The 25,788-nt window shown below is 71.4% G+C and carries 20 protein-coding genes and 2 pseudogenes; 16 read left to right on the top strand and 6 right to left on the bottom strand.

Features of this window, described 5'->3' with window-relative positions; all coding sequences use genetic code 11:
• From TR48_RS46030 to eccE, 3 genes and pseudogenes are all read right to left on the bottom strand, one after another.
• Positions 1–395 (bottom strand): annotated as a pseudogene (locus tag TR48_RS46030) (hypothetical protein); the annotation flags it as partial.
• A 215-nt stretch (positions 396–610) separates the two neighbouring features.
• A complete protein-coding gene (locus TR48_RS33595; protein WP_236652449.1) occupies positions 611–1,378 on the bottom strand; it encodes a hypothetical protein in 768 nt (255 codons plus the stop codon).
• A complete protein-coding gene (eccE, locus tag TR48_RS33600; RefSeq protein WP_236652451.1) occupies positions 1,378–2,592 on the bottom strand; it encodes a type VII secretion protein EccE in 1,215 nt (404 codons plus the stop codon). The genes TR48_RS33595 and eccE overlap by 1 nt, the downstream gene beginning before the upstream one ends.
• A 449-nt stretch (positions 2,593–3,041) precedes the next feature.
• Between eccE and eccB the strand changes: the two genes are divergently transcribed.
• The 4 genes from eccB (at position 3,042) to mycP (ending at position 6,809) form a co-directional block, all read left to right on the top strand.
• Positions 3,042–4,601: a type VII secretion protein EccB gene (gene eccB, locus TR48_RS33605; RefSeq protein WP_042374258.1), complete on the top strand. Its 1,560-nt coding sequence runs from the start codon at positions 3,042–3,044 to the stop codon at positions 4,599–4,601.
• Positions 4,602–4,791: 190 nt separating this feature from the next.
• Entirely contained in the window at positions 4,792–5,103 is a 312-nt protein-coding gene (locus tag TR48_RS33610; RefSeq protein ID WP_042374260.1) for a WXG100 family type VII secretion target, read from the top strand.
• A 58-nt stretch (positions 5,104–5,161) separates the two neighbouring features.
• Positions 5,162–5,458 (top strand): WXG100 family type VII secretion target, encoded by a 297-nt coding sequence (locus tag TR48_RS33615; RefSeq protein WP_042374261.1) that lies wholly within the window; start codon positions 5,162–5,164, stop codon positions 5,456–5,458.
• A gap of 97 nt (positions 5,459–5,555) precedes the next feature.
• Positions 5,556–6,809 carry a type VII secretion-associated serine protease mycosin gene (gene mycP / locus TR48_RS33620; protein WP_042374263.1) on the top strand — a complete coding sequence of 418 codons (1,254 nt, stop codon included), beginning with the start codon at positions 5,556–5,558 and terminating at the stop codon, positions 6,807–6,809.
• A 253-nt stretch (positions 6,810–7,062) separates the two neighbouring features.
• Here mycP and TR48_RS33625 read toward each other — a convergent pair whose 3' ends face one another.
• Both TR48_RS33625 and TR48_RS33630 read right to left on the bottom strand, forming a co-directional pair.
• Positions 7,063–8,490: an APC family permease gene (locus TR48_RS33625; protein WP_042374265.1), complete on the bottom strand. Its 1,428-nt coding sequence runs from the start codon at positions 8,488–8,490 to the stop codon at positions 7,063–7,065.
• 429 nt (positions 8,491–8,919) lie between these two features.
• Positions 8,920–12,867 carry a type VII secretion protein EccC gene (locus TR48_RS33630; protein WP_042374267.1) on the bottom strand — a complete coding sequence of 1,316 codons (3,948 nt, stop codon included), beginning with the start codon at positions 12,865–12,867 and terminating at the stop codon, positions 8,920–8,922.
• Between the two features lie 31 nt (positions 12,868–12,898).
• Between TR48_RS33630 and TR48_RS41185 the strand changes: the two genes are divergently transcribed.
• From TR48_RS41185 to TR48_RS33665, 9 genes and pseudogenes are all read left to right on the top strand, one after another.
• Entirely contained in the window at positions 12,899–13,459 is a 561-nt protein-coding gene (locus TR48_RS41185; RefSeq protein ID WP_201777192.1) for a LysR family transcriptional regulator, read from the top strand.
• Between the two features lie 8 nt (positions 13,460–13,467).
• Positions 13,468–13,665: pseudogene (locus tag TR48_RS46720) on the top strand (LysR substrate-binding domain-containing protein); the annotation flags it as partial.
• A gap of 64 nt (positions 13,666–13,729) precedes the next feature.
• Positions 13,730–13,915: a hypothetical protein gene (locus TR48_RS46035; RefSeq protein ID WP_236652450.1), complete on the top strand. Its 186-nt coding sequence runs from the start codon at positions 13,730–13,732 to the stop codon at positions 13,913–13,915.
• A 91-nt stretch (positions 13,916–14,006) separates the two neighbouring features.
• Entirely contained in the window at positions 14,007–15,455 is a 1,449-nt protein-coding gene (gene eccD, locus TR48_RS33640; RefSeq protein ID WP_042374269.1) for a type VII secretion integral membrane protein EccD, read from the top strand.
• Between the two features lie 75 nt (positions 15,456–15,530).
• A complete protein-coding gene (rpsO, locus tag TR48_RS33645) occupies positions 15,531–15,866 on the top strand; it encodes a 30S ribosomal protein S15 (RefSeq protein ID WP_439654519.1) in 336 nt (111 codons plus the stop codon).
• 381 nt (positions 15,867–16,247) lie between these two features.
• Entirely contained in the window at positions 16,248–18,455 is a 2,208-nt protein-coding gene (locus TR48_RS33650; RefSeq protein WP_042374286.1) for a polyribonucleotide nucleotidyltransferase, read from the top strand.
• Between the two features lie 89 nt (positions 18,456–18,544).
• The gene (locus TR48_RS33655; RefSeq protein WP_042374272.1) at positions 18,545–19,903 is read left to right on the top strand and encodes a M16 family metallopeptidase; all 1,359 of its coding nucleotides are present in this window, start codon (positions 18,545–18,547) and stop codon (positions 19,901–19,903) included.
• Positions 19,904–19,968: 65 nt separating this feature from the next.
• Positions 19,969–20,730, top strand: a complete 762-nt coding sequence (gene dapB / locus TR48_RS33660) for a 4-hydroxy-tetrahydrodipicolinate reductase (RefSeq protein ID WP_042374274.1) — start codon at positions 19,969–19,971, stop codon at positions 20,728–20,730.
• Between the two features lie 7 nt (positions 20,731–20,737).
• Positions 20,738–21,205 (top strand): tetratricopeptide repeat protein, encoded by a 468-nt coding sequence (locus TR48_RS33665; RefSeq protein WP_152628327.1) that lies wholly within the window; start codon positions 20,738–20,740, stop codon positions 21,203–21,205.
• Here the strand turns inward: TR48_RS33665 and TR48_RS33670 are convergent.
• Positions 21,156–21,749: a GNAT family N-acetyltransferase gene (locus TR48_RS33670; RefSeq protein WP_042374277.1), complete on the bottom strand. Its 594-nt coding sequence runs from the start codon at positions 21,747–21,749 to the stop codon at positions 21,156–21,158. The two genes, TR48_RS33665 and TR48_RS33670, sit on opposite strands and share 50 nt — an antisense overlap.
• Positions 21,750–21,878: 129 nt before the next feature.
• Between TR48_RS33670 and thyX the strand changes: the two genes are divergently transcribed.
• From thyX to TR48_RS33685, 3 genes are all read left to right on the top strand, one after another.
• Positions 21,879–22,637 (top strand): FAD-dependent thymidylate synthase, encoded by a 759-nt coding sequence (gene thyX, locus TR48_RS33675; RefSeq protein ID WP_042374278.1) that lies wholly within the window; start codon positions 21,879–21,881, stop codon positions 22,635–22,637.
• Positions 22,638–22,871: 234 nt separating this feature from the next.
• Complete coding sequence (gene dapA / locus TR48_RS33680; RefSeq protein WP_042374280.1) at positions 22,872–23,771, top strand: 4-hydroxy-tetrahydrodipicolinate synthase; 900 nt, start codon at positions 22,872–22,874, stop codon at positions 23,769–23,771.
• Between the two features lie 190 nt (positions 23,772–23,961).
• Entirely contained in the window at positions 23,962–25,647 is a 1,686-nt protein-coding gene (locus TR48_RS33685; protein WP_042374282.1) for a ribonuclease J, read from the top strand.
• The last annotated feature ends 141 nt before the right edge of the window (positions 25,648–25,788 follow it).

The raw sequence follows: 25,788 nt of genomic DNA on the forward strand, positions 1-25,788 counted from the left end.
GCGTCCCCGGCAGGAGCGGCAGGAGCGGCGGGAGCGGAAGACGCGGGCGAACCGGCAGATGCCGGAGCGGGGTTGACGCCGACCGGAGGCGCGGACGGCATCGAGGCGTGAGGCGCGCCCGGCGTCGGCGACGTACCGAGCGGCATACCGCTCATCTGGGGCGGGCCGGACGGGGGCGCGTAGCCGGGCTGCTGTGCACCCGGTTCACCCCCGGGCGGTGTCGGGCTTGCGGCGTAGCCACCCTGATGGGGGGTCGGCGGCGGACCTTGCGCGCCCACCTGGGGCGCGTTCTGCATGTACCAGGCGGGAGGCGTGTAGTCAGGCGCGTCCGACCACTCCTCGTCCTCGTCCGGCGCCTGGTCGCCGACGTAGACGTCGTCGCGATCGCTGGTCACAGTAGCTCGCCTCTCGTTCGCCTCGGGGACTCTCAGACTAGCCGCCCCTCGTGACCGCCCGGGACCCCCGTCCGGCGCAGTCTGCGGCGTGCACGACCAGCGTGCGCGGCTCGGGCTCGCGTCAGAACTCTTGCGTGCCGGGGCCTTCCCGGCCCCTGGCCGACGCGGCCCGGCAACCCCCTCGGACGGGGGCGACGCGGGCCCCCGACGGAGACTCAGTCCACGCGCCGCGCCTGGCCGAGGACCTGGGCCTCGGCGGCCGTCGGGCCGCCCTGGACGAAGGTGCGCGTGCGGCGGTCGGTCCACAACGTGACGCCGTCACCGAGGTTGGGAAGGGCTGCCGCCTCCTGGCCGGGCAGGTCGAGGACGCGGGCGATCTGCGTCGCCTCCTGCGGCGCGACGCGCTGGACGCCGACGAGGTCCGCCTGGGACAGCAACCGGTCCGCGCCGTCCGCCAGATAGGGCAGCAGGGTCAGCATCGCCTGCCAGGGCGCGCCCGACAGCCGGGTGCGCGACGGACGCGGGCCCGCGTCGCGGATGACCAGGACGGGACCGGCGACCGAGGCGCCCTGCGGGCCGAGCCGGCCGATGGGGTGCACGGTCATGCAGGGCTGGCCCCCGCCTGCCGCCTGGGCCACGGGGCTCCAAGCCGGACCGCGCCCGGTCTCGACGGCGACGCGGGCGCCGGTCGCCGCCGCGCGCAGCGCGATGAGCTGGGCCGTCCAGACGCCGCCGACCAGTACCACGTGGTAGGGGCGCGGCCGGAACAGGCCGAGCACGGCCGGGCTGCCGTCGCCCTCGACGCCCACGACGACGCCGTCCCCGCCAACGGGGAGGGCGACCGCGCCGAGCTGGTCGACGGTCAGCACGTGCTGCTCGCGGCGCGGGCCGGGCAGGCCGAACCCGGCGAGGGCGCGTCCCAGCAGGCCGCCGCTGGCGCCCTGGTCGGCGGGCGCGGCGTTGCGGGGCGTGGAGATGGCCATCAGCGAGTCCCCCCGAGCGGAAGCGTCGCGAGGACGCCCGGTACCTGTTCCATGTCCAGCCCCACCAGCGAGATCCCGGCGCTGCGCGCGCGGGTCTCCAACTGCCGCCCAGTCGCCGTGAGTTCACTCTCACCGCGGACGGTGACGCGGACGTGGCCCTGCAGCGCGACCGCGCCGGCGCCGGCCGGGCGCAGCGTCAGCGAGAAGCAACTGCCCAGCGCGGGGGTGCCGGTGAGCAGGTCCACCAGTTGGGCCGTGCTCTGCACGCCGAGCGAGGGCCAGCGGCCGATCCAGTAGCTGCGGTGCCAGCGGTCGTCGCACTTCCAGGCCCTGGCGGTCTCCGCGCTGCGGCGCGGCGCGGTCTGGCCACCGGCCGGATTGCCCGCGCCGCCCCGGCCGTTGGTGACCGCGACCGGGTTGGGGCAGGTGGCCGTGCCGATCGCCGCGGTGACCTGGCTCGCGTCCAGGACGGTGGCGCGCAGGCCCGCCTCGGTCAGGCGGGAGGCGAGCTGGTCGACGGCGCGCTGCAGCGCCTTGCGAGCGCCGGTCTCGCCGCCGCCGCGCGCGGCGACCGCGCTGCGGCACAGCTCCGGGTCCAGCCTGACGGCGACCCAGGTCAGCCGCAGGCCGGGTGTCGTGGAGCCGGCCGGGAGCTCGCGGTAGGCGCGGGCGGCCAGCGCCGTCTCCGGCAGGTGCGGGGCGGGCGCGGGCTGCGCGTACGTCAGCAGCTGTACCGAGTCGAGCTTCACGTCGTCCGCGCGCAGCCCGTCGGCGAGCATCGCCAGCGGGAGCGGGAACGCGGCCGCGTTCGGGCGCAGCGGCTTGTCCGGGGCCTCGACCTGGATGAGCGCGCTGATGAAGGTGCCGTCGCCGACCATGCCGATCTCGCGGCGTTCGCGGCGACCCACGCCGCCGTCGGCCTCGACGCTGTGCGCGACCACGCGCAGCGCGGGCTCGCACTCCAGCACGGGCGCCAGCGCCGGGTCCACGTCCGGCCCCTGCGGGGCCAGGGCCGCGCGGCGGGCGCGGCGACGGAAGGCCGCACGCGCGCCGAGCATGTCGACCAGCGTGAGGCCGCCGAAGCGCGGCAGTACCGGGACCAGCAGCAGCACGCCGACCACCGCGCCGACGACGAGCGCGATCCGGCCGTGCGCCCAACCAAGGAGCAGTGCGCCGGCGATGGCCTCGACGAGGATCACGTGGGTCAACCGCACCGGTCCGAGCCGTCCCGGACGCGGCCTGACCCGCGGTGTGGCCGTGCCTCCGGTGTTCGCGGCGGGCCGTGCGTCGCGCACGGCGCGGTCGGGACCGGACGGCGTCGCGGCGGGTGTCCGCTGCGCGCGGCGCGAAGCGGTCTGACTGGGCATCCCCCGAGCACCCCTTCGAGTCGTCAGCTGTGTCGCGTTGAACTGTGTCGCGTGAACTGTCTCGCCGACCTCGACCGGATCGGTCGTGTCGGAGACACGACCCGACACGTTCGGTCGGCGAATGCAGCTTTCCGGAAAAGCCGGCCGAAGCCAAACCTGACGCCGAGGCACTGGGGTCCGGTTGGCTGATCGCAACACGGTACCCGTACCGTACGTAGCGCACGCGGGGCGGTGCCGGGTCAGGTCCGTGCCCGGAAGCAGCCCGAGGACGTCCGAGGACGGGGGAGAGCAAAGGGATGGCTTCACGCCGGGATGAACTCAGCGCCTACACCTTCGCGCGCAAGCGCACGGTGGCGGCGTTCCTGCGGCCGACGGGTGGCGGCAGCGTGGAGGACGCGCCCCGCGCGGTCCGCGCGGTCCTGCCAAGTCTGGTGCTGGGCGCGATCGCTGTTGCGGCCTTCGGTGCCTACGGCATGCTGCGGCCTTCGGCGCCCAAGGGGTGGGACCAGGCGAACGACGTCATCGTCGACAAGCAGACCACCACCCGTTACGTGATGCTGAACGGCGTGCTGCATCCGGTGCTGAACATGTCCTCGGCCCGGTTGCTGCTGAGTGCCAACTCCGGGGTGGAGTACATCGACGACTCCGCGCTCAACTCGCCCTCGGTGGCGCGCGGTGCGACGGTCGGCATCCCGTACGCCCCGGACAGCCTGCCCCCGGCGGCGGACGCGGGGACGGCCAAGACCTGGGCGGCGTGCGACCGTTCGGGCGCGGACACGGCGAGCGTGGGCCAACGGCTCTTCGTGCTCGGCGGCAGCCAGGCCGGTGCGGTCTCCGGCGGCCGTCTCCCAGCCGACAAGGCGCTGTACGTGCAGACCCCGGACGGCAACAGCTACCTGGTGGACTCCAGCGGCGCGTACCACCAGCTCGTCGCCGACAAGGCGGACCCGGGCGGCCAGTTGCTGGCCAAGGCGGCCTTCGGCCCCTCCGACGGCGTGCCGCAGCAGGTGACGGCGCAGTGGCTGAAGACGCTGTCGGCGGGCAGCCCGATCTCGCTGCCGTACAGCCTGCTCAGCGGTTTCGGCCACCCCTACACGGGCTCCGACCTGGCGGGGAACCAGTACAGGATCGGCGACCTGCTCCGGGTCACCGACAACGGCACGACGCTGCACTACGTGCTGATGAAGGACGGCCCGCACCGCATCTCGGACTTCGCCCGCCGACTGGTCGAGGCGATGCACGGCAGCTCGGCCGAGTACGACGCCAACCAGTTCAAGCTGCTCGACTCAAACCTGGTCTCGCCCTTCGCCTCGGACGCCAACTGGCCCAAGCAGGAGGTCACCCAGGCCAACCTCAACGTCTCGAGCGGCCAGATGGCGGCGTGCGCCGTCTACAGCGGCCAGATGGGCCAGAGCGCACCGCAGTTGGGAGTCTGGCTGGGCCAGGACTACCCGGTGACGGGCGCGCAGGCGTCCGGCACCGCGGGCGTGTACGTGACGCCGGGCACCGGCCTGCTGCTGCAGGCCGTCAGCGGCGGCGCGGGCGGCGGCGGAAAGGTGTACCTGCTCACCGACACCGGCCTGCGCTACCCCCTGCAGATGAACAGTGACGGCAACGGCGGTGGCGCGAACGGCCAGAGCGGCGCGGCCGGCGGCTCCGACCAGACCGGCGGCGCGGGCGCGGCGGGCGCCGCCGGGCAGACAGGCGCGGCCGGCTCGAGCCAGAACGACACCCCTGCCGCCCGGTTGGGCTACGGCCGGGTCAACCCCTCGCCGGTGCCGCTGGGCTGGGCAGAGCTGGTGCCGACCGGCCCGGAGCTGACCAAGGACGCGGCCGAGCAGCAGCAGGGTTCCTGACGGTCCGTCGGCACCGTTTCGGTGACGGACCCGTGACGGCGTTCTGACGGGAATGTCCACAGGTCGGTGTTGGGCCCGTCGGACGGGAGGACTAGAGTTCTACGGGACATCACCGCTCGGGTGATGCCGGTCGGGGGATTCGAGCACGACGCCCGGCCGCCATCGGTCTGTCTCATGGGGGACGGTGCACATGTCGGGTCAGTTCAGGACTACCGCCGACGAGATGCGGGCCTTCTCGGCGCGCATCTCCGAGGTCAACGCTCAGATCCAGCAGGAGCTGAGCCGTCTGAACAACGTGGTCAGCGGGATCACCAGCGGCTGGCAGGGTTCGGCGGCCTCGTCGTACCAGCAGCTCCAGCAGAAGTGGAACGAGGACGCCACCAAGCTCAACCGCGTGCTGGGCGAGATCAAGGACGCGATCGACAACACCTCGCAGCAGTACACGCAGACGGAGCAGGAGCAGCACTCCGGCCTGAGCCGGATCACCTCGGCCCTCGGCTGACGCCGGGCCCGCTTCACCGTCGAACGTTCCAGGCTGAACTGCCCCAAGAGGAGAGATTATGGCTAACCCGGGCCACATCATGGTCAACTTCGGAACGGTCTCCCAGGCCGCTTCCGACGTCCGCCAGACCGCATCCAACGTCCAGTCCCAGCTGGACGACCTGCGCGCCGGTGTGCAGCGCATCGCCCAGTCGTGGGAGGGCTCCGCCAAGGAGGGCTACGACGCCCGCCAGCGCGAGTGGGACTCCGCCGCGGCCGACCTGCACTCCGTGCTGGTCCAGATCGCCGGCGCCCTCGACAGCGCCGCGCAGAACTACCAGGCCACCGAGAGCCGCAACGCCGGTCTCTGGTCCTGAGTCACCACGCGGGAACTTCTGACGCTGCGCCGGTCCGCTGTCCGCGGATCGGCGCAGCGCTGTCCGGACCGACATCTCATCGGGGGGAAGTGCAGCAGTGAACAGGCTCCACCGCGGGGCGCTGGCCGTCGCCGCAGGCGCCCTCGCGTGCACCGCCGCGCCCTTGCTTCCCGTGCGCGCGGCCGCCACCGCTGCCGTGACGGCCGGGGGCAGCGCCACGCTCGCGTCGGACGGGCAGTGCCACTTTCCCGCGGACTCGATCCCCGGGGAGCCCTGGGCGCTCCAGCGCATCCTGCTGTCGCAGTTGCACGCCAGGTACGACGGCAGGGGCGTCACCGTCGCGGTGATCGACTCCGGTGTGGACGACAAGAACCCGCAGCTCCAGGGCGCGGTCAAGGCCGGGCAGGACTTTCTCAAGGGCCAGTCCGGCGTCACCGGCGACTCCACGACCGACCGGGTCGGCCACGGCACCATGGTGGCCGGCGTCATCGCGGCCCGCCCCGACCCGCAGAACAAGACCGGCTTCGAGGGCATCGCACCCGCCGCCACGATCCTGGCCATCCGCCAGAACGACGGCCAGGGCAACGCCACCGAGGACAGCCTGGCCGCCGCGATCGACTACGCGGTCAGCCAGAAGGTCGAGGTGATCAACATCTCGCAGGACCTGACGGACAAGCAGGGCCAGCCCTACCAGGGCATCACCTCGACCAGCAAGCTCTACCAGGCGGTCAAGCGGGCCCTGGCCGCCGACGTGGTCGTCGTCGCCGCAGCGGGCAACGAGGGTCTGGACAAGCCCACCTACCCCGCCGCCATCCCCGGCGTGATCGGCGTCGGCGCGTCCGACCGCAACGACGAGCGCGCCGACGGCTTCTCCGAGACGGGCAGGTCCGTCTCGGTCGCAGCCCCCGGCGTGGACATCGTCTCCACGGTCCCCGGTGGCGGCCAGTGCGTCGACAACGGCACGAGCTTCGCAGCGCCCTACGTCGCGGGCGTCGCGGCGCTGCTGCGCGAGGAGTACCCCAAGTGGTCGCAGGCCGAGATCGCGGCCCGCATCGAGCAGACCGCGATCCGCACGGACCCGGGCTGGAACGCATACGTCGGCTGGGGCGTCGTCGACCCGGTCGCGGCGGTCACCGACCCGTCCCCGGCCGAGCAGTCCCCCGTCCCCAGCCCCGTCGGCGGCGCCTCCGCGGCGCCGGTCCACGCCCGCCCCTTCGAGCTCGGCGAGACCGCCCAACAGCGGGACGAGCGCACCGGCCTGTTCGCCGTGGGCCTGGGCGCGGTCGGCCTCGTCCTGATCACCGGCACCGCCACCGTCATCCGCGACACCCGCCGCAAGCGCGCCCTCTAGGGGCTCCTGCGATGCGGGACGGCGCTCGCTCTGACGATGCCCACCCGCCGTCTGGGATGCCAGCGGCAACGACGGCGGGTGGCAGCCGCGGACGGCCGAGCCGCCTCCTGGAGCGCGGACCACGTCCCGTTCGACACTGCCCTCGCCCGCCGTGCTTCTCTCGGGGAGCGTGCCTGACAGGGAGATCCGCGGGAGCAGAAAACTGGGCCCCCGTGCTCGAGTGCACGGGGGCCCAGGATGCAGCAGACGGGGGTCAGGCCTCGAGGGCCTCCTTCTCGTCCTCGGGGATGGTGATGATCCAGCGGGTCTCCGGGCGGGGGCGGAGGTAGAAGACCCAGTACAGGGCCGCCGCGGCGGTGATGCCGCCGGTGAGCCAGAGGGCGGTGAAGCTCTGCTGGGTGACCACGTAGATCAGGACCAGGATCAGCGCGACCGGGACGGCCGGCCACAGCGGCATGCGGTACGCCTTGGCGTGCTTGTGCGCGCCGCGGCGCGCGCCCAGTGCGGCGACGGCGACGCAGCCGTAGAGAAGGGCGACCGAGACTCCGGTGACCGCGCTCAGGGTGTCCAGGTTGACGAAGCACAGCACCGCTCCGGGGACGCCCACCGCGAGGGTCGAGATCCACGGGGAGCCGTAGCGCTTGCTCAGGCTGGTGAAGGCGCGGTTGACCGGCTCGGGCCAGGCCTTGTCGCGGGCGGAGGCGTACAGCACGCGGGAGTTCTGGATGACCATGACGATCGCCGCGTTGATGATCGCCAGGGCGATCGCCAGACTGACGAAGGTGCCGACGGCCGAGTTGCTCCACTGGGTGACCATGCTGGAGATGTCGCCGCCCGCCAGGGCGTCCAGGCTCGGGGCGCCGACGGTGATCGCGATGACCGGGATCAGGATGACCGCGGAGCCGATGCCCAGGGTCCACAGGACGGTGCGCGGCACGGTGCGGTGCGGGCGCTCCATCTCCTCGGCCAGGTAGACCGCGGTGGAGAAGCCCTGGGTGATGAAGAGCGCCGCGGCCAGCCCCGCGATGAGGGTGCCGAAGGTGACGGGGCTGATGCCGCCGTGCGCGCCGGGCAGCTCGGGGTGGATCAGGACGGAGGCGGAGCGGTTGCTGTGCGCGAAGCCGAGGACGGCGACCAGGCTGGCGGCGACGACCTCCAGGACCAGGAAGATGCCGGTGATCCAGGCGTTGGCCCGCAGGTCCAGCAGGCCCATGACGGTCGCCGCGATCATGACGATCGCGCCCATCAGCTTCGGGTCGACGTGGACGATGGGCGCGAGGTACTGCGCGGTGCCGAGCGCGATCACCGGCGGCACGATCATGACGACCAGCAGTGCCTGGATGAAGGCGAGCCAGCCGGTGAACCGGCCGACGGTGTGGCCGGCCATCGCGTACTCGCCGCCGGCGCTGGGGACCAGGGTGCCGAGCTCGGAGTAGCACCAGGCGACGCCGATGCAGAGCACGATGGCGATGGCCAGCGCGAGCGCGGTGCCGGTGCCGAGGGCGGCGAAGGACGCCGGGACGATCACGAAGAGCGAGGACGCCGGCGTCAGACACGACAGTGTCAGCAGCGTGCCGCCGACGACGCCGATGGAACGCTTCAGCTTCTGCGGCTCCGCGGCCTCGATGGAGGGCGCGGAGGCCGTCGTGCCGTCCTCAGGACGGCGCAGGGTGTCGGTCATGGGCGTTCCGTTCCGGCTCGCACAACAGAGGGTGTCGCTGGGGGAGCGCTATCGCCTCCTGGCGTTCTCGCTGCTGCTCGTGTCAGTCGCTCCCGGCTCAGTCATGGAACCCTGCCGTTAACGGCGCGTCAAGGCTGCTTTTGCTTCGGATTCCGTTGCCGGATACGCCTAGCACAACTGATCTGAAGTCGTGTCAGTGAGTTGTCCTATATGTCCTCCGTCGCACAATCCCTTTGCTTCAAAGATCGATGTGCAATACAGCCTTCATATCCTTGCCATGCAGTTTTTATGATCATGGCTTTGCGCCCGACGGCTCGACCAACGACAGCGGGGCCGCCGAGTGACCAAGCACTCAGCGGCCCCGCGGCCTGCTTCGGATTGAGCGGTCTGCGGACGAAACCGTCCGCATAACGATCCGGTACGTGGAAACTATTGCGGCGGCAGCCACCCCGTCTGGACCGTGAAGGAACCCCGGCGGCGGGTGACGAGGACGCCTCGGCCCGGCGGCAGGATCTGCGGGCGGACGTTGCCGAGCAGCACGCCCTCGTCGCGGTCGCCGGACAGGACGATGCCCTGCGCGCCCAGCTCCTTGAGCCGCTGCATGACCGGCTCGAACAGCGCGCGCCCGGCACCGCCGGAACGGCGGGCGATGATGATGTGCAGGCCGACGTCCTTGGCGAACGGCAGGACCTCCAGCAGCTGCTGCAGCGGGTTGCCGGTGGAGGTCGCGACCAGGTCGTAGTCGTCGATGACCAGGAACAGCTCCGGGCCGCTCCACCAGCTGCGGTCGCGCAGCTGCTCCTGGGTGACGTCCTTGCCCGGGATGCGGCGCTCCATCGAGCCCCGCACGTCGCCGAGGAAGGCCTGCAGCGCCGGCTGCGCCGCCGCGTACTCCAGCAGGTGCGGGCTGGTGACGGTGCCCAGCAGCGAACGGCGGTAGTCGCCGATCACGACGAGGGCCTGCTCCGGGGTGTACCGCTCGGTGATGCCCTTGAGCAGCAGACGCAGCAGCGCCGTCTTACCGGTCTCGCCGTCACCGAAGATGATGAAGTGCGGGTCGGTGTCGAAGTTGAGGTACACCGGCGCCAGCGCGTTCTCGTCCACACCGATCGCGATGCCGAGCTCGGGCGTCTCGAACGGCTTGGGCAGGTGCTCGACCGGCAGCAGCTCCGGCAGCATGCGGACCTGCGGGGCCCGCGGCCCCTGCCAGTTCTCGCCGGCGGCCTGCACCATCGCGGCGACCGCGTCGGAGAGGTCCTCGATCTCGCTGGAGCCGTCCAGGCGCGGCAGACCGGCCAGGAAGTGCAGCTTGTCGGCGGTGAGACCGCGGCCCGGCGCGCCCGCGGGGACGTTCTGGGCCACCTTGCGGTCGATCTCGGACTCCATCGAGTCACCGAGCTTGAGCTCGACGCGCGTCTGGAGCAGGTCCTTCAGCGCCGGACGCACCTCGCCGTAGCGGTTGGCGGTGATCAGCACGTGCACGCCGTAGGCCAGACCACGCTGGACGATGTCGGCGACGACCGGCTCCAGCGCCTCGAACTCCTGCCGGAAGCTCAGCCAGCCGTCGACGACCAGGAAGACGTCGCCGTGCGGCTCGTCCGGCAGCATGCCCTGCTTGCGGCGGCTGCGGAAGGTCGCGACCGAGTCGATCTGCTGGGCCCGGAACAGCTCCTCGCGGCGGTTGAGCACCGCGCTGACCTCGGAGATCATGCGGCGCACCTTGTCGCCGTCCAGACGCCCCGCGACCCCGCCGACGTGCGGCAGGCCCTGCATGCCGATCAGGCCGCCACCACCGAAGTCGAGGCAGTAGAACTGCACCTCCGAGGCGGTGTGCGTCATCGCGAACGAGGTCATCGCGGTGCGCAGCAGCGTCGACTTGCCCGTCAGCGGACCGCCGACGACCAGACCGTGACCGGCGGCGCCGGAGAAGTCCAGGTACATCAGGTCGCGGCGCTGCTCGAAGGGCTTGTCGACCAGACCGATCGGGACGACCAGGCGGCCCGGCGCGGTGTAGTCCGGCGCGTGCAGGCCGCGCTCGGCGCTGACCGCGAGACGGCCGTAGAGCTGGTCGACGGAGGGCGCCTCCTTCAGCGGCGGCAGCCACACCTCGTGCGCCGGCGGGCCTTGGCCCTCCAGGCGGTCGACGATCACGTCGAGCACGGTGTCCACCAGCGCGTCGTCCTGCCGGGGCGGCTGGACGACGACCGGCGCCTCCTCCTGCGGCTGCGGCGGCAGCGCCACCGGCGAGCCGGTGAAGAGCACCGGCCGTGCGCGACGCACCCCGCCCGAGGACTGCTGCGCGCCGCCCGACCGGTAGGGGCCGGACACGTAGGCGGCCTTGAACTGCGCCATCACGTCGGTGCCGAACTTCAGGTAGCCGACACCCGGCACCGGCGGCAGGTGGTAGGCGTCCGGCACGCCCAGCGCCGCGCGCGACTCGGCGGCCGAGAAGGTGCGCAGACCGATGCGGTAGGAGAGGTAGGTGTCCAGACCGCGCAGCTTGCCCTCCTCCAGACGCTGCGAGGCGAGCAGCAGGTGCACACCCAGGGACCGGCCGATGCGGCCGATCTGGATGAACATGTCGATGAAGTCGGGCTTGGCCGTCAGCAGCTCGCTGAACTCGTCGATGATCAGCAGCAGCGAGGGCAGCGGGTCCAGCGGCGCACCGGCCGCGCGCGCCCGCTCGTAGTCGTGGATGTTGGCGAAGTTGCCCGCCGCGCGCAGCAGCTCCTGGCGGCGGTTCAGCTCGCCGGTGATCGAGTCGCGCATGCGGTCGACCAGGGTGAGCTCCTCCGCCAGGTTGGTGATGATCGCGGAGGTGTGCGGCATGTCCGCCATGCCGGCGAAGGTCGCACCACCCTTGAAGTCGGCGAGGACGAAGTTCAGCGTCTCCGAGGAGTGCGTCAGCGCCAGGCCAAGCACCAGCGTGCGCAGCAGCTCCGACTTGCCGGAACCGGTCGCGCCGACGCACAGGCCGTGCGGGCCCATGCCCTCGAGCGCCGCCTCCTTCAGGTCCAGGATCACCGGCTCGCCGCCCGCGCCCAGACCGATCGGGACGCGCAGCCGCTCGTGCACCGGACGCGGACGCCAGGTGCGGGCGGTGTCCACCGAGGCGGCGTCGCCGACGCCCATCAGGTCGGTGAAGTCCAGGTTCGCCAGCAGCGGCTCGTCGTCGCCGCCCTGCGAGATGCGCAGCGGCGCGAGCTGACGGGCCAGCGCCTCCGCCTGCCAGGCGGAGACGGTGTCCGGCACGCCGCTGTAGGAGGCGCCGGACGCCGAGCGCAGCGTCATCTCCTTCGGCGTCACGCTGATCGCCAGCTGGCCGCGCAGCTCGTCCGTCTCGCCGAGCACGACCTCGACGACGGTCACGCCCTGCAGGCCCTCGCCACTGGCCAGCACCGAGTCGGCGCCGATCTGGGCGCCGTCCAGGATCACCACGACGTGCGGCTGGTCCGGCACGGGCTGCGCGTCACGGTGGAACCGGGCGCGGCCCGCGAGCTCGTCGTCGAGCAGCTCCTCCAGCTCGTCGAGCGAGGTGCAGATCATGCGCAGCGAGCCGGCGCCGTCGGTCTCCCGCTGGTGCTGGGTGTGCGGGAGCCACTTGGTCCACTCCCACTCCGGCAGCGCGCCGGGCGCGCACGCGATGCCGACGACCAGGTCGTCCGGCGACTGAAGCGTGGTCAGTTGCGAGAGTACGGCGCGCAGCTGACCGTAGACGGTGTCCGGGTCGCCGGAGACCGTCAGGTGGTAGAAGGCGCGCAGCGAGACCGCCAGCGGCAGGTCCGGCAGGGTGCTGTGGCTCTTGATGAACGACTTCATCGCGTCGGCCGTCAGCGGCTCCAGCTCGTCGACCGGCGCGGTCTGCGGGGGGACGATCCGCGAGGCCAGCTGCTGCGGCCCGGTGCCGACGCGCACCTGCGCGAAGTCGCTGTCCATCGGCCGCCGCTCCCACAGCCGGCGTCCCTCGGCCACGACCGACCAGAGCTGGTCCGGCTGCGGGTGCGTGTACAGCTGCGCGTCCCGCTGGAGCTGTGCCACCTTGCGCACCTGACGGCGCAGCTGGCCAAGGTACTTCAGGTAGTCGGCGCGCTCGTCGTCGACGCCACCGCCGCCCTTGCGCTGCTGGTTCACCTGGGCGACGGCCATGGCCACGGTCGAGGCGACCATCATGCCGCCCATGACCTTCATCATGGTCTGCATGCCGGGCATGAAGAAGAACGCGGCGGATCCGGCCGTCGCCAGCATCGGCAGCAGCGACTGCCACCAGGAGCCCCCGTCGTCGCGGGGCAGCTCCGGCGGCGGCTCCAGATGGAGCTCCTCGTTCGGAACCGCCGGCGGGTAAGCCCGCGGCGGTCGCTTGACGGTCACCACGCTCAACTCGGCACCAGCCTCGTTCTTTAGTCCCCCGGTGACCGAAGGGGCGTTGTCTGCCGCCCCCGTGGCACCGCTGTCCGCAAGCGGCGATCCTATCGGGAACCGGTCATGGCTCGATCACGGGGAAGAAGAGATCGAACGCGACCAGAAGCGAAAGCAGTTCCCGCAGGTCGTCCGCCCCGGCGCCGGACGCCGTCACCGAGCCGTCCGCCAGCTCTCCTACTTCCTGGCCGTGGTCGAACACGGCGGCTTCACCCGCGCGGCGGACGCGCTGCATCTCGCCCAGCCGTCCCTCTCCCAGGCGATCCGCCCGCTGGAGCGCGAGCCCGGCGCGAAGCTCTTCCAGCGCGCGGGCCGTGGCGTCGTCCTGACCTCGGCGGGCGAGGCGCTGGTCGCGCCCGCGCGGCGGGTGGCGCTGGAGCTGGTCGCCGCGCGTGAGGCGGTCGCCTCGGTGGTGGGCCTCGTCGCCGGACGGGTGGACCTCGTCGTCCAACCCGCGGCCGCTGATGCGCCGGGCGAACTGACGGCACGTTTCCGGCGGCGCCACCCCCCGTCACCGTCCGCCTCATCGAGCCCCGCCGACCGCCCTACCTGACCCGCGACCTGCGCGCGGGCGACGCCCAGCTGGGCCTCTGCTGCCTGCCGGTGACCGAGACCCAAGGACTCGTCGTCGACCCGCTGCGGGAGCCGGAGCTGGTCGCCGTCCTCCCGCCCGGCACCGCCGCCCCGGCGGCGCTGAGCGTCGCGGAGCTGGCCAGGCTCCCGCTGGTGGTCGGCAGGCCGGGCGCCGCGTGGCGGCGGCTGACGGACGGTCTCTTCGCGGACGCGGGCGTCGTTCCGGCCGCTGCGGTGGAGTCGGCCCACCGTGGCCGTCGGCCCGCTGGTCACCGAGGGCGGCCTCGCAGCCGTGATGCCCGCGGCCTTGGCCCCGGCGGACGCGGTGATCGCGCCGCTCGACCCCCCGGTCCACCGCACGCTCGCCCTGCTGCGCCGTCCCGGAGCGCTGCCCCCGGCGGCGGAGGCGTTCCTGCGGTCGGCTCAATCCCCGTGACCCGCAAGGCGCGAGGAACCGCTGGATCGGGCGATGTCCCGCACCGTATAAGGTGAACCGCTGTCAGCCACGGTATGGGGGAGGCCACCACGTGAGCACCAGCGCCACGACCGGGTTCTGCCGGGTCACCGTCGTCGCGCCGGACAGTCGGATCGACGTCGCTCTGCCCGAGGACGTCCCGCTCGCAGACATCTACCCGGAGGTGCTCCGGCTCTCCGGACAGACCCAGGCCGAGGGTGCGCCCACCGGGTTCCATCTCGTCCGCCGCGACGGAACCGTTCTGGACAGCAGCCTGCCGTTGCAGGCCCAGCAGGTCCGGGACGGGGACCTGCTGAGCCTGCGTCCGTTCGCCGAGTCGCTCGCGCCCGCCGTCTACGACGACGTCGCGGACGCCATCGCGTCCGGGGTCGCGGAGGACCGCAGCCAGTGGGGGCCCACGCTGATGCGAGGCGCGGGCCTCATCGGCGGCGCGGTCGTCCTGCTCCTGCTCGCCTTCGCGCTGTGGTTCTCCGACCTCCAGCACGACATGCACTCGCTGCCGGGCCTGATCGCCGGCCTCGCCTCGGTGGTGCTGATCGCGCTCGCCGGCGCCCGTGCCCGCGTCTACGAGGACCGGGGCGCAGCCCTGGCGCTCGGCATGGCCGCGCTGCCGCTGGCCATGCTCGGCGGCACGGGCATCGTCGCCCCCGCACAGGGGGAGGGGCCGGGCCGCATCCAGTTCCTCGTCGGCTGCATCGCGGTGCTGCTCGCCGCGACCATGCTGGCGGCGCTGCTGCCGAACGGCGACGCGCCGTTCGTCGCCGCCGCGCTGGTCTCCGGCGTCGGCACGCTCGCGACGCTGGTCGGCGTCCTCACCGACGCCTCGGCCCGCGAGGTCGCCGCGGGCGCGGCGGTCGTCGCGGTCGGACTGGTGGGCTTCCTGCCCTCCCTCTCCTCCCGCTTCGCGCGGCTGCCGGTCGGCTTCCACGCTCCCCAGCAGCAGCGTCCCTCCGGGAGCGGCGGGGAGAGCGAGAGCCGTCCGGCCCTCGACCTGACCCGCATCGCCGCGCAGGCCCGCCGCGGCCACGAGCTGCTCGTCGGCATGGTCGGCGGCTGCGCCGCCGTCGTGCTGGGCAGCAGCGTCGTGCTGGCCTTCACCTACAACACCTGGACGGAGGTGCTCGCGCTGACCCTCGGCGTCTCGACGATGCTGCGGGCCCGCCTGTTCACCCACACCTCCCAGGTGATGTGCCTGCTGGTCGCGGGCCTGGGCAGCCTGGCGCTGCTGGTGGTCGGCCTGGCGCTGCACATGCCGCTGTTCATCTTCACGAACATGCGGGACACCTCGGCCGTCGACATCCGCACCCTGGTCATGGCGGTCAGCATCGCCGCTGGCGCGGCGATCCTGGTCTCCATCGCCCTGGTCGTCCCCAGGAAGGGCGTCTCCCCCTTCTGGGGCCGCATCCTCGACCTGGTCGACGGCCTCACCCTCGCCGCCCTCGTCCCGATCGCCCTCGCGGTCCTGGACGTCTACGGCACCGTCCGGGGCTTGACTTCCTGACTGGTAGGCTTGACCGCTGGATCGTGGGTGCATCATGCATGCCGCGTTCCGCCGCCGAGTACGTCAGACCCTGTGATGAAGACCAGGGGCGCTCGGCACCATGATCGTGAAGGAGTGGGCGTGGCCCTCGACCAGAGCATCAAGAAGCAGATCATCGCCGAGTACGGTCAGAAGGAGGGCGACACCGGCTCTCCCGAGGTCCAGATCGCGCTGCTGTCCCGCCGCATCGCGGACCTGACGGAGCACCTCAAGTTCCACAAGCACGACCACCACTCCCGCCGTGGTCTGCTGCTCCTGGTCGGCCAGCGTCGTCGCCTGCTGCAGTACCTGGCCAAGACCGACATCGAGCGCTTCCGTACCCTGGTGGACCGCCTCGGCATCCGCCGCGGTGCCGCGGGCGCCGCTCGCTAGTCGACCCACTCGGGGGCGGCTTCTCCCAGGGGATCTGGGGGAGCCGCCCTTCGGTGTATCGCAACCACCCCGGAACGGGCGTGGTTGAGCCTTGGGCACGCGTGGGAAAGAGACCGTGCGTAAGGTGTGAAAGACAAAGGGTGCGCGTCCCTACGATGGGGGCGGCACCGGACGCGGAGCGTCCACACGCATCCGAGCCAGCGCCACCAGGCGCCGGTCCTCGGTAGTGGCCGCCGGAGGAGCAGCGCGTAGGTACGCGTGCCCCGACCGGCAGCTTCGATCGAAGACCGGCCGGGTCCAGGCCGTAGGACTCAGGACACGCGCGGGGGCGCTCCACCTAGAGGACGAAAGAAGGAGATCTTCCGGGTGGAAGACAACACCATGCACGAGGCCGTGGCCGTCATCGACAACGGCAGCTTCGGCACCCGAACCATCCGCTTCGAGACCGGCCGCCTTGCCAAGCAGGCCGCCGGCTCCGCGGTCGCCTACCTCGACGACGACACCATGGTCCTCTCCGCGACCAGTGCGTCGAAGCAGCCGAAGGAGCACTTCGACTTCTTCCCGCTGACCGTCGACGTCGAGGAGCGGATGTACGCCGCCGGGCGTATCCCCGGCAGCTTCTTCCGCCGCGAGGGCCGTCCCTCCGAGGACGCGATCCTCACCTGCCGTCTGATCGACCGCCCGCTGCGCCCGTCCTTCGTCAAGGGCCTGCGCAACGAGATCCAGGTCGTCGTGACGGTCATGGCGCTCAACCCCGACCACCTGTACGACGTGGTCGCCATCAACGCCGCCTCCGCCTCCACGCAGCTGGCGGGCCTGCCCTTCTCCGGCCCGATCGGCGGCGTCCGCGTCGCGCTGATCCGCGGCCAGTGGGTCGCCTTCCCGACGCACAAGGAGCTCGAGGAGGCCGTCTTTGACATGGTCGTGGCCGGCCGGGCCCTGCCGGACGGCGACGTCGCGATCATGATGGTCGAGGCCGAGGCCACCGACAAGACGATCGAGCTGGTCAAGGGCGGCGCCGTGGCGCCGACCGAGGAGGTCGTGGCCGAGGGCCTCGAGGCCGCCAAGCCGTTCATCAAGGAGCTGTGCCGGGCGCAGGCCGAGCTGGCCGCGCACTCGGCCAAGCCGACCACCGAGTTCCCGGTCTTCCTCGACTACCAGGACGACGTCCTGGCGGCGCTCACCGCCGCGGTCAAGGACGAGCTGGCCCAGGCGCTGACCATCGCCGGCAAGCAGGCCCGCGAGGCCGAGCTGGACCGCGTGAAGGACCTGGCCGTCGAGAAGCTCCTGCCGGAGTTCGAGGGCCGCGAGAAGGAGATCTCCGCCGCGTACCGCGCCCTGACGAAGAAGCTGGTCCGCCAGCGCATCGTCAAGGAGAAGGTCCGCATCGACGGCCGTGGCGTCACGGACATCCGTACGCTCGCCGCCGAGGTCGAGGTCGTCCCGCGCGTCCACGGCTCGGCGCTGTTCGAGCGCGGCGAGACCCAGATCCTGGGTGTCACCACGCTGAACATGCTCCGGATGGAGCAGCAGCTCGACACGCTCTCCCCCGAGACGCGCAAGCGCTACATGCACAACTACAACTTCCCGCCGTACTCGGTCGGTGAGACGGGCCGCGTGGGCTCCCCGAAGCGCCGCGAGATCGGTCACGGCGCGCTCGCCGAGCGTGCGCTGATCCCGGTCCTGCCGACGCGCGAGGAGTTCCCCTACGCGATCCGCCAGGTCTCCGAGGCGCTGGGCTCCAACGGCTCGACCTCGATGGGCTCGGTCTGCGCCTCGACCATGTCGCTGCTGAACGCCGGTGTGCCGCTGAAGGCCGCCGTCGCCGGTGTCGCCATGGGTCTGATCTCGCAGGAGATCGACGGTGAGACGCACTACGTCGCGCTGACCGACATCCTCGGCGCCGAGGACGCGTTCGGCGACATGGACTTCAAGGTCGCCGGAACCAAGACCTTCGTCACGGCCCTCCAGCTGGACACGAAGCTCGACGGCATCCCGGCCTCCGTCCTGGGCGCGGCCCTGAAGCAGGCGCACGACGCGCGTCTGCACATCCTCGACGTGATGAACGAGGCGATCGACGTTCCGGACGAGATGTCCCCGAACGCGCCGCGCATCATCACGATCAAGATCCCGGTGGACAAGATCGGTGAGGTCATCGGCCCCAAGGGCAAGATGATCAACCAGATCCAGGAGGACACCGGCGCCGAGATCACCATCGAGGACGACGGCACGATCTACATCGGCGCCTCCGACGGCCCGGCGGCCGAGGCGGCCCGCAACACGATCAACCAGATCGCCAACCCGACCATGCCGGAGGTCGGCGAGCGCTACCTGGGCACCGTGGTGAAGACCACGACGTTCGGCGCGTTCGTCTCCCTCATGCCGGGCAAGGACGGCCTGCTGCACATCTCGCAGATCCGCAAGCTCGCCGGTGGCAAGCGCGTGGAGAACGTCGAGGACGTGCTGCCGGTCGGCACCAAGGTCCAGGTCGAGATCGCGGAGATCGACCCGCGCGGCAAGCTCTCGCTGATCCCGGTCATCGAGGGCGAGGAGGCGGCCGAGGCCGCCGCCACCGACGCCGAGAAGTAAGCAGCAGCTTGCTCACTGCGGCCCGGCTCCACCGTCACGGTGGGGCCGGGCCGCAGGCCCGTTAGCGCAACAATCCCAAGGACACCTCAGTGCCGCAGCCCACTGCCCAGGACCAGCGTCCCGGAACGACCAAGACCCTGCTCAAGGGCATCGACGGCGCTGGGACGGTCCGTCGCACCGTGCTCCCCGGCGGCCTGCGGGTGGTGACCGAGACCCTGCCGACCGTCCGCTCCGCCGCCTTCGGCATCTGGGTCGGCGTCGGCTCGCGCGACGAGACGCCGGTGCTGAACGGCGCCACGCACTACCTGGAGCACCTGCTCTTCAAGGGCACCAAGACGCGCTCCGCGCTCGACATCTCCTCCGCGCTCGACGCGGTCGGCGGCGAGATGAACGCGTTCACCGCCAAGGAGTACACCTGCTACTACGCGCGGGTGCTCGACCGCGACCTGCCGCTGGCCGTCGACGTCGTCAGCGACATGCTGACCTCCTCGCTGGTGCGGCAGGAGGACATCGACACCGAGCGCGACGTCGTGCTCGAAGAGATCGCGATGACCGAGGACGACCCGAGTGACGTCGTCCACGACCTCTTCGCCAAGACGCTGTACGGCGAGTCCCCGCTGGGGCGGCCGGTCCTCGGCACCGTCGACACGATCAACGCGCTGACCCGCGACCAGGTCCACGGCTTCTACCGCCGGCGCTACAAGCCCGAGCACCTCGTGGTCGCAGCCGCCGGCAACGTCGACCACGCCAAGGTCGTCCGCCAGGTGCAGCGCTGCTTCGAGCAGGCCGGCGCGCTCGGCCGTGAGGACGTCCTGCCCGCCGCGCCCCGCAACGGCAGTCGTGCGCTGAAGACCGCCGGAAAGGTCGACATCCTCGACCGGGCCACCGAGCAGGCGCACCTCGTCCTCGGCATGCCGGCCCTCGCGCGCACCGACGACCGGCGCTGGGCGCTCGGCGTGCTGAACTCCGCCCTGGGCGGCGGCATGAGCTCGCGTCTCTTCCAGGAGGTCCGCGAGAAGCGCGGGCTGGCGTACTCCGTCTACTCGTACACCTCCTCCTACGCGGACTCCGGGCTCTTCGGCATCTACGCCGGCTGTCAGCCCAAGCGGGTCGAGGAGGTCCTCAAGATCTGCCGCGAGGAGCTGGAGAAGGTCGCGGCGAACGGCATCACCGAGGAGGAGCTGAAGCGCGCCGTCGGTCAGATGTCCGGCTCGACCGTGCTCGGCATGGAGGACACCGGCTCGCTGATGTCCCGCGTCGGCAAGGCGGAGCTCGCCTACGGGACGCACCTCTCCGTCGACGAGTTGCTCGGCAAGATCGCCGCGGTGACCCTGGACGACGTCCGGACCGTGGCCACGGAGGTGCTCGGAGCCCTGCGTCCCTCCCTTGCTGTGATAGGACCGGTGGCAGGGAAGCGCGCCGAGCGCCTCGCCCAGGCCATGGCCTGACCTGAGACCGAAGAGCTGACCTGAGACCGAAGAGCGCTGAGACCGAAGAGCTAGGAGCCACTGCAATGAGCACGCCGCTGCGGGTCGCCGTGATCGGGGCTAAGGGCCGGATCGGCGCTGAGGCCGTCCGCGCCGTCGAAGCCGCCGAGGACATGGAGCTGGTCGCCGCGATCGGACGCGGCGACAAGCTGGAGACGCTGGTCGAGTCCGGCGCTCAGGTCGCCGTCGAGCTGACCCACCCGGACGCGGTGATGCGCAACCTGGAGTTCTGCACCGCGCAGGGCATCCACTCCGTCGTCGGCACGACCGGGTGGAACGAGGAGCGCCTGGCGCGGCTGGGGGAGTGGCTGGCGGCCTCGCCGGGCACCGGCGTGCTGATCGCCCCGAACTTCTCCATCGGCGCGATCCTCACCATGCGCTTCGCCCAGCAGGCGGCCCGTTTCTTCGAGTCCGTCGAGGTCGTCGAGCTGCACCACACCAAGAAGGCCGACGCGCCCAGCGGCACCGCGACCCGCACCGCCCAGCTGATCGCCGCCGCCCGCGCCGAGGCCGGCCTGCCGCCGCAGGAGGACCCGACCACGCACGGCCTCCCGGGCGCGCGCGGCGCGGACGTGGACGGCGTCCCCGTCCACGCGATCCGCCTGCGCGGCCTGCTGGCGCACCAGGAGGTGCTGTTCGGCGGTGTCGGCGAGACGTTGACCATCCGTCACGACTCGATGCACCACAGCTCGTTCATGCCGGGCATCCTGCTCGGCGTGCGCAACGTCGTGGACGCGCCCGGACTGACGTTCGGTCTTGAGAACTACCTTTTTGCTGAAGGCGAGTGACGTAGCCGTGGTTGCCCGGGTGATGTACTTCGTCGTCACGATCGCGCTGCTGCTCGGTCTGGCGGTGGTGGCCGCGACCGGCGGTCAGCTGATGGCCACCGGCAACGGGGCCGGGATCGGCATCGGCGTCTGCGCCGAGGTGCTGGTCGGCATCGCGCTCTGGTTCGTCTGGAAGACCTACCGCTTCGGCCGGGACAGCCAGCGGCTCTCCCGGATCCTGGAGGCCGAGAACGGTCTGCCGGTCGACGAGCTCAAGCGGACCCCGGGCGGCAGCATCGACCGCGACTCCGCCGACGAGGTCTTCGCCAAGCGCAAGGCCGAGACGGAGGTCGCGCCGGAGGACTGGCGCAGCTGGTTCCGGCTCGCCGTCGCCTACGCCGACGCCCGCGACACGCCGCGGGCCCGCAAGGCGATGGAGCGCGCGATCAGACTGCAGCGCGAGCACGGCGCGGGCGCGGCAGCGCACTCGCACTGAGCGGCCGTGCGGGCGCGGGCGCGGCGTAGCGGAGCTCCTGCACCAGCGCGCCGCCGAACCGCAGCTCGTCGCGGGCGCCGTCCGGTCGCCAGCCGTGGCGCTCGTAGAAGCGGCGGGCCTGCACGTTCCGCTCCAGGACCCACAGGCTCAGGGAGTGCATGCCGTCCTCGGCCAGCCGGTGCGTCGCGGCGTGCAGCAGGGCGGATCCCGCGCCGGTGAACCAGGCGTCCGGGTGGACGTACAGGGCGTGCACCTCGCCGAACCCGTCGCGCTCGCCGCGTGCCGACTCGACGCTCGGGCGCTCGGCCCCGGCGATGGCGAAGCCGACGAGCCGGCCCATCCGCTCGGCGGCCAGGTAGTGCCGCCCGGCGGGCAGGTCGCGCAGGTACTCGCCCAGGCGCGCGGGCGCGGCCGTCGCGTCCAGCTCGTCAAGATAGGCGGGCGGAATCACCCCCGCGTACGCCGCCCGCCACGCGTCGACGCGGACCCGCACCAGGTCCCCGGCGTCCGCCTCCACCGCCTCACGGACCGTCAGCTGCACCATGCTTCCCCCTTAGGTGGCCGCACTGTAGCCGAAATGTCCCTTACTCTGTTCGGCGGTCGTCCGGGTACCGCCAGTACCAGCACCGACGGGCTCTCCCCGGGGACGAAAGCGGTGCGCCAGAGTCGACCCATGATCGAAAGGAACCTCCCCTTGTCCGACGAGACCCCGACCCCAGAGCCCACGTTCCGTGACGACGTCACGGTGGAGCTGGTGCGCAGCAGCGCTCAGGACGCAGACGTGCTCTTCGCCGCGCGGGTCTCGACGGCCGGCGAGCAGTCGCTGGAAGAGCTGCAGAAGGACCCGGAGCGCTCGAAGGGCCTGATCAACTTCCTGATGCGGGACCGTCACGGCACCCCGTTCGAGCACAACTCGATGACCTTCTTCGTCAGCGCGCCGATCTTCGTCTTCCGTGAGTTCCACCGGCACCGCGCGGGCTGGTCCTACAACGAGGAGAGCGGCCGCTACCGCGAGCTGCAGCCGGTCTTCTACGTGCCCGCCGCCGACCGCAAGCTCGTCCAGCAGGGCCGTCCGGGCAAGTACGAGTTCTTCGAGGGCACCGCGGAGCAGCACAAGGCCGTCACCGAGGCCATGGAGGACGCCTACCGGCAGTCCTACGACCGCTACCAGGAGATGCTCGCCGCAGGTGTGGCGCGCGAGGTCGCGCGCGCGGTGCTGCCGGTGGGCCTGTTCTCCTCGATGTACGCGACCTGCAACGCGCGCTCCCTGATGCACTTCCTCTCGCTGCGCACCAAGGACGAGCGGGCCAAGGTGCCGAGCTTCCCGCAGCGGGAGATCGAGATGGTCGCCGAGAAGATGGAGCGCCAGTGGGCCGAGCTGATGCCGCTCACCTACGAGGCCTTCAACACGCACGGACGCGTCGCGCCGTAGCCGATCGGCCGGTAACGCCGGTGCGGTGACGGGCCGTTCGGCCGTTCGAGATGATTTCCCTTATGTCCCATTTGCGGGATATCCCATGGTTCCTTAGTCTCAAAGACACGAGCCCCGGTGCCGCTTGAACCCCCGAGCAGGCGGCACCGGGCTCCTTGCCTGTCAGGCGGTACGGTTGTCCTTCAGCTGGACCGTCTGTGCTCGCCCCTGCCCGCAACGAGTAGCGTTGGACTCATGGCTCCGACCTCCACCCCCGAGACCCCCTTCGGCCGGGCGCTGACCGCGATGGTGACCCCGTTCACCGCCGACGGCACCCTTGACCTCGAAGGCGCCCAGCGGCTGGCCGTGCACCTGGTCGACGCAGGCAACGACGGCCTCGTCGTCAACGGCACCACCGGTGAGTCCCCGACCACCACGGACGCCGAGAAAGAGGCCCTGGTCCGGGCGGTCCTGGAGGCGGTCGGCGACCGCGCCCACGTCGTCGCCGGAGTCGGCACCAACGACACCCACCACACGCTCGAGCTCGCCCGCCAGGCGGAGCGCGCCGGAGCCCACGGCCTGCTGGTCGTGACGCCGTACTACAACAAGCCCCCGCAGGAGGGCCTCTACCGGCACTTCACCGCCGTCGCCGACGCGACCGGCCTGCCGGTCATGCTCTACGACATCCCGGGCCGCTCCGGTGTGCCGATCTCCACCGAGACCATCGTCCGACTGGGCGAGCACCCGCGCATCGTCGCCAACAAGGACGCCAAGGGCGACCTCGCCGCCGCGAGCTGGGGCATCGCCCGCTCCGGCCTGGCCTGGTACTCCGGCGACGACATGCTGAACCTGCCGCTGCTCTCGGTCGGAGCCGTGGGCTTCGTCAGCGTCGTCGCCCACGTCGTCACGCCCGACCTGCGCGCCCTGGTCGACGCCTTCGTCGCCGGCGACATCGCCAAGGCCACCGAGATACACCAGCGCCTGCTCCCGGTCTTCACCGGCATGTTCCGCACCCAGGGCGTCATCACCACCAAGGCCGCCCTGAACCTCCAGGGTCTCCCCGCCGGGCCGCTGCGCCTGCCGCTGGTCGAGGCCACCGAGGCGGAGATCGACCAACTGAGGAGGGATCTCGCCGAGGGCGGGGTACACCTCTGACAACACAGACGTCCACGTCCTGGTCTCGGCGGTCCCAGGCTTCGGAGCGCCGAGCTTCGGAAGGCCGAGCTTCGGAGAGCCGAGCCGGAGACGTGATGCAGGACCTGCAGTACCCAATCACCACAAGTGACGACGCCGCGCGGACCAGAGCCAGGAAGCTCCGACGGGTACGCGCGGAAAGGAGAACCTTTTGAGTCATCCGCACCCTGATCTGGGCGCACCGCCGAAGCTCGCCCCGAACGCGCTGCGCATCACCCCGCTCGGCGGCCTCGGTGAGATCGGTCGCAACATGACCGTCTTCGAGTTCGGCGGCCGCCTGCTGATCGTCGACTGCGGCGTGCTCTTCCCCGAGGAGGAGCAGCCCGGTGTCGACCTGATCCTGCCGGACTTCACGTCCATCCGGGATCGCCTGAACGACATCGACGGCATCGTGCTCACCCACGGCCACGAGGACCACATCGGCGCGGTGCCCTACCTGCTGCGCGAGAAGCCGGACCTCCCGCTGATCGGCTCCAAGCTGACCCTCGCCCTGATCGAGGCCAAGCTCGCAGAGCACCGCATCCGGCCGTACACGCTGGAGGTCAAGGAGGGCCAGCGCGAGCGCATCGGCTCCTTCGACTGCGAGTTCATCGCGGTCAACCACTCCATCCCCGACGCGCTCGCGGTCGCCATCCGCACGCCCGCCGGCCTCGTGGTCGCCACCGGCGACTTCAAGATGGACCAGGTCCCGCTGGACCGCCGCCTGACCGACCTGCCGACCTTCGCCCGCCTGGGCGAGGAGGGCATCGACCTGCTCCTGGTCGACTCGACCAACGCCGAGGTCCCCGGCTTCATCGCGCCCGAGCGCGAGATCGGCCCGGTGCTCCAGCAGGTCTTCGACCGTGCCGACAAGCGCATCATCGTCGCCAGCTTCGCCTCGCACGTGCACCGCATCCAGCAGGTGCTGGACACGGCGCACGAGTTCGGGCGGAAGGTGGCCTTCGTCGGCCGCTCGATGGTCCGCAACATGGGCATCGCCCGTGACCTCGGCTACCTGAAGGTGCCGGGCGGCCTCGTCGTCGACGTGAAGACGCTGGACGACCTGCCGGACGAGGACGTCGTCCTCATCTGCACCGGCTCCCAGGGCGAGCCCATGGCCGCGCTCTCGCGCATGGCCAACCGGGACCACCAGATCCGCATCGTCGAGGGCGACACCGTCATCCTCGCCTCCTCGCTGATCCCCGGTAACGAGAACGCGGTCTACCGCGTGATCAACGGGCTGACCCGGTGGGGCGCGAACGTCGTGCACAAGGGCAACGCCAAGGTGCACGTCTCCGGCCACGCCTCCGCCGGCGAGCTGCTGTACTTCTTCAACATCTGCAAGCCGCGGAACCTCATGCCCGTGCACGGTGAGTGGCGGCACCTGCGCGCCGTCTCCGAGCTGGGTCAGAAGACCGGCATCCGCAAGGACCGCATCGTCATCGCTGAGGACGGCGTCGCTGTCGACCTCGTCAACGGTGTCGCGCGCATCGCCGGCAAGGTGCAGGCGGGCTACGTCTACGTCGACGGCCTGTCGGTCGGCGAGGTCGGCGAGGGTTCGCTGAAGGACCGTCGCATCCTGGGAGACGAGGGCATCATCACCGCGTTCCTGGTCGTGGACTCCTCGACGGGCAAGGTGCTGAGCGGCCCCAACATCCAGGCCCGCGGCTCCGGCATCGAGGACGACGCCTTCGGCCCCGCGGTGGAGAAGATCCAGGAGGCCCTGTCGCGCTCCGCCCAGGACGGCGTCCTGGAGACCCGCCAGATCCAGCAGCTGGTGCGCCGCACGCTGGGCAAGTGGGTCTCGGACACCTACCGTCGCCGCCCGATGATCCTGCCGATGGTCGTCGAGGTCTGACGCCCTGTCCGGTATTCGCCCGAACGGGTGAGGGGCCCTGTAGGTCGATTTGACTCGACCTACAGGGCCCCGTACTGTTTACCGAGTTGCCCCGGTGACCGGCCCGATGAGGACGGAACGGGAAGACAAAATCCACTGAAA

The sequence above is a fragment of the Streptacidiphilus neutrinimicus genome, assembly GCF_000787815.1.
In the GTDB taxonomy this organism is placed as follows: domain Bacteria; phylum Actinomycetota; class Actinomycetes; order Streptomycetales; family Streptomycetaceae; genus Streptacidiphilus; species Streptacidiphilus neutrinimicus.

Bases quoted from the DNA above. Each gene is read 5' to 3' on its own strand.
- dapB (WP_042374274.1), top strand. From the start codon at position 19,969: ATGAGCACGCCGCTGCGGGTCGCCGTGATCGGGGCTAAGGGCCGGATC.
- thyX (WP_042374278.1), top strand. From the start codon at position 21,879: ATGATCGAAAGGAACCTCCCCTTGTCCGACGAGACCCCGACCCCAGAG.
- rpsO (WP_439654519.1), top strand. From the start codon at position 15,531: ATGAAGACCAGGGGCGCTCGGCACCATGATCGTGAAGGAGTGGGCGTG.
- TR48_RS33670 (WP_042374277.1), bottom strand. From the start codon at position 21,749: ATGGTGCAGCTGACGGTCCGTGAGGCGGTGGAGGCGGACGCCGGGGAC.
- eccB (WP_042374258.1), top strand. From the start codon at position 3,042: ATGGCTTCACGCCGGGATGAACTCAGCGCCTACACCTTCGCGCGCAAG.
- TR48_RS33610 (WP_042374260.1), top strand. From the start codon at position 4,792: ATGTCGGGTCAGTTCAGGACTACCGCCGACGAGATGCGGGCCTTCTCG.
- TR48_RS33595 (WP_236652449.1), bottom strand. From the start codon at position 1,378: ATGGCCATCTCCACGCCCCGCAACGCCGCGCCCGCCGACCAGGGCGCC.
- TR48_RS33625 (WP_042374265.1), bottom strand. From the start codon at position 8,490: ATGACCGACACCCTGCGCCGTCCTGAGGACGGCACGACGGCCTCCGCG.
- TR48_RS33615 (WP_042374261.1), top strand. From the start codon at position 5,162: ATGGCTAACCCGGGCCACATCATGGTCAACTTCGGAACGGTCTCCCAG.
- TR48_RS33650 (WP_042374286.1), top strand. From the start codon at position 16,248: ATGCACGAGGCCGTGGCCGTCATCGACAACGGCAGCTTCGGCACCCGA.
- dapA (WP_042374280.1), top strand. From the start codon at position 22,872: ATGGCTCCGACCTCCACCCCCGAGACCCCCTTCGGCCGGGCGCTGACC.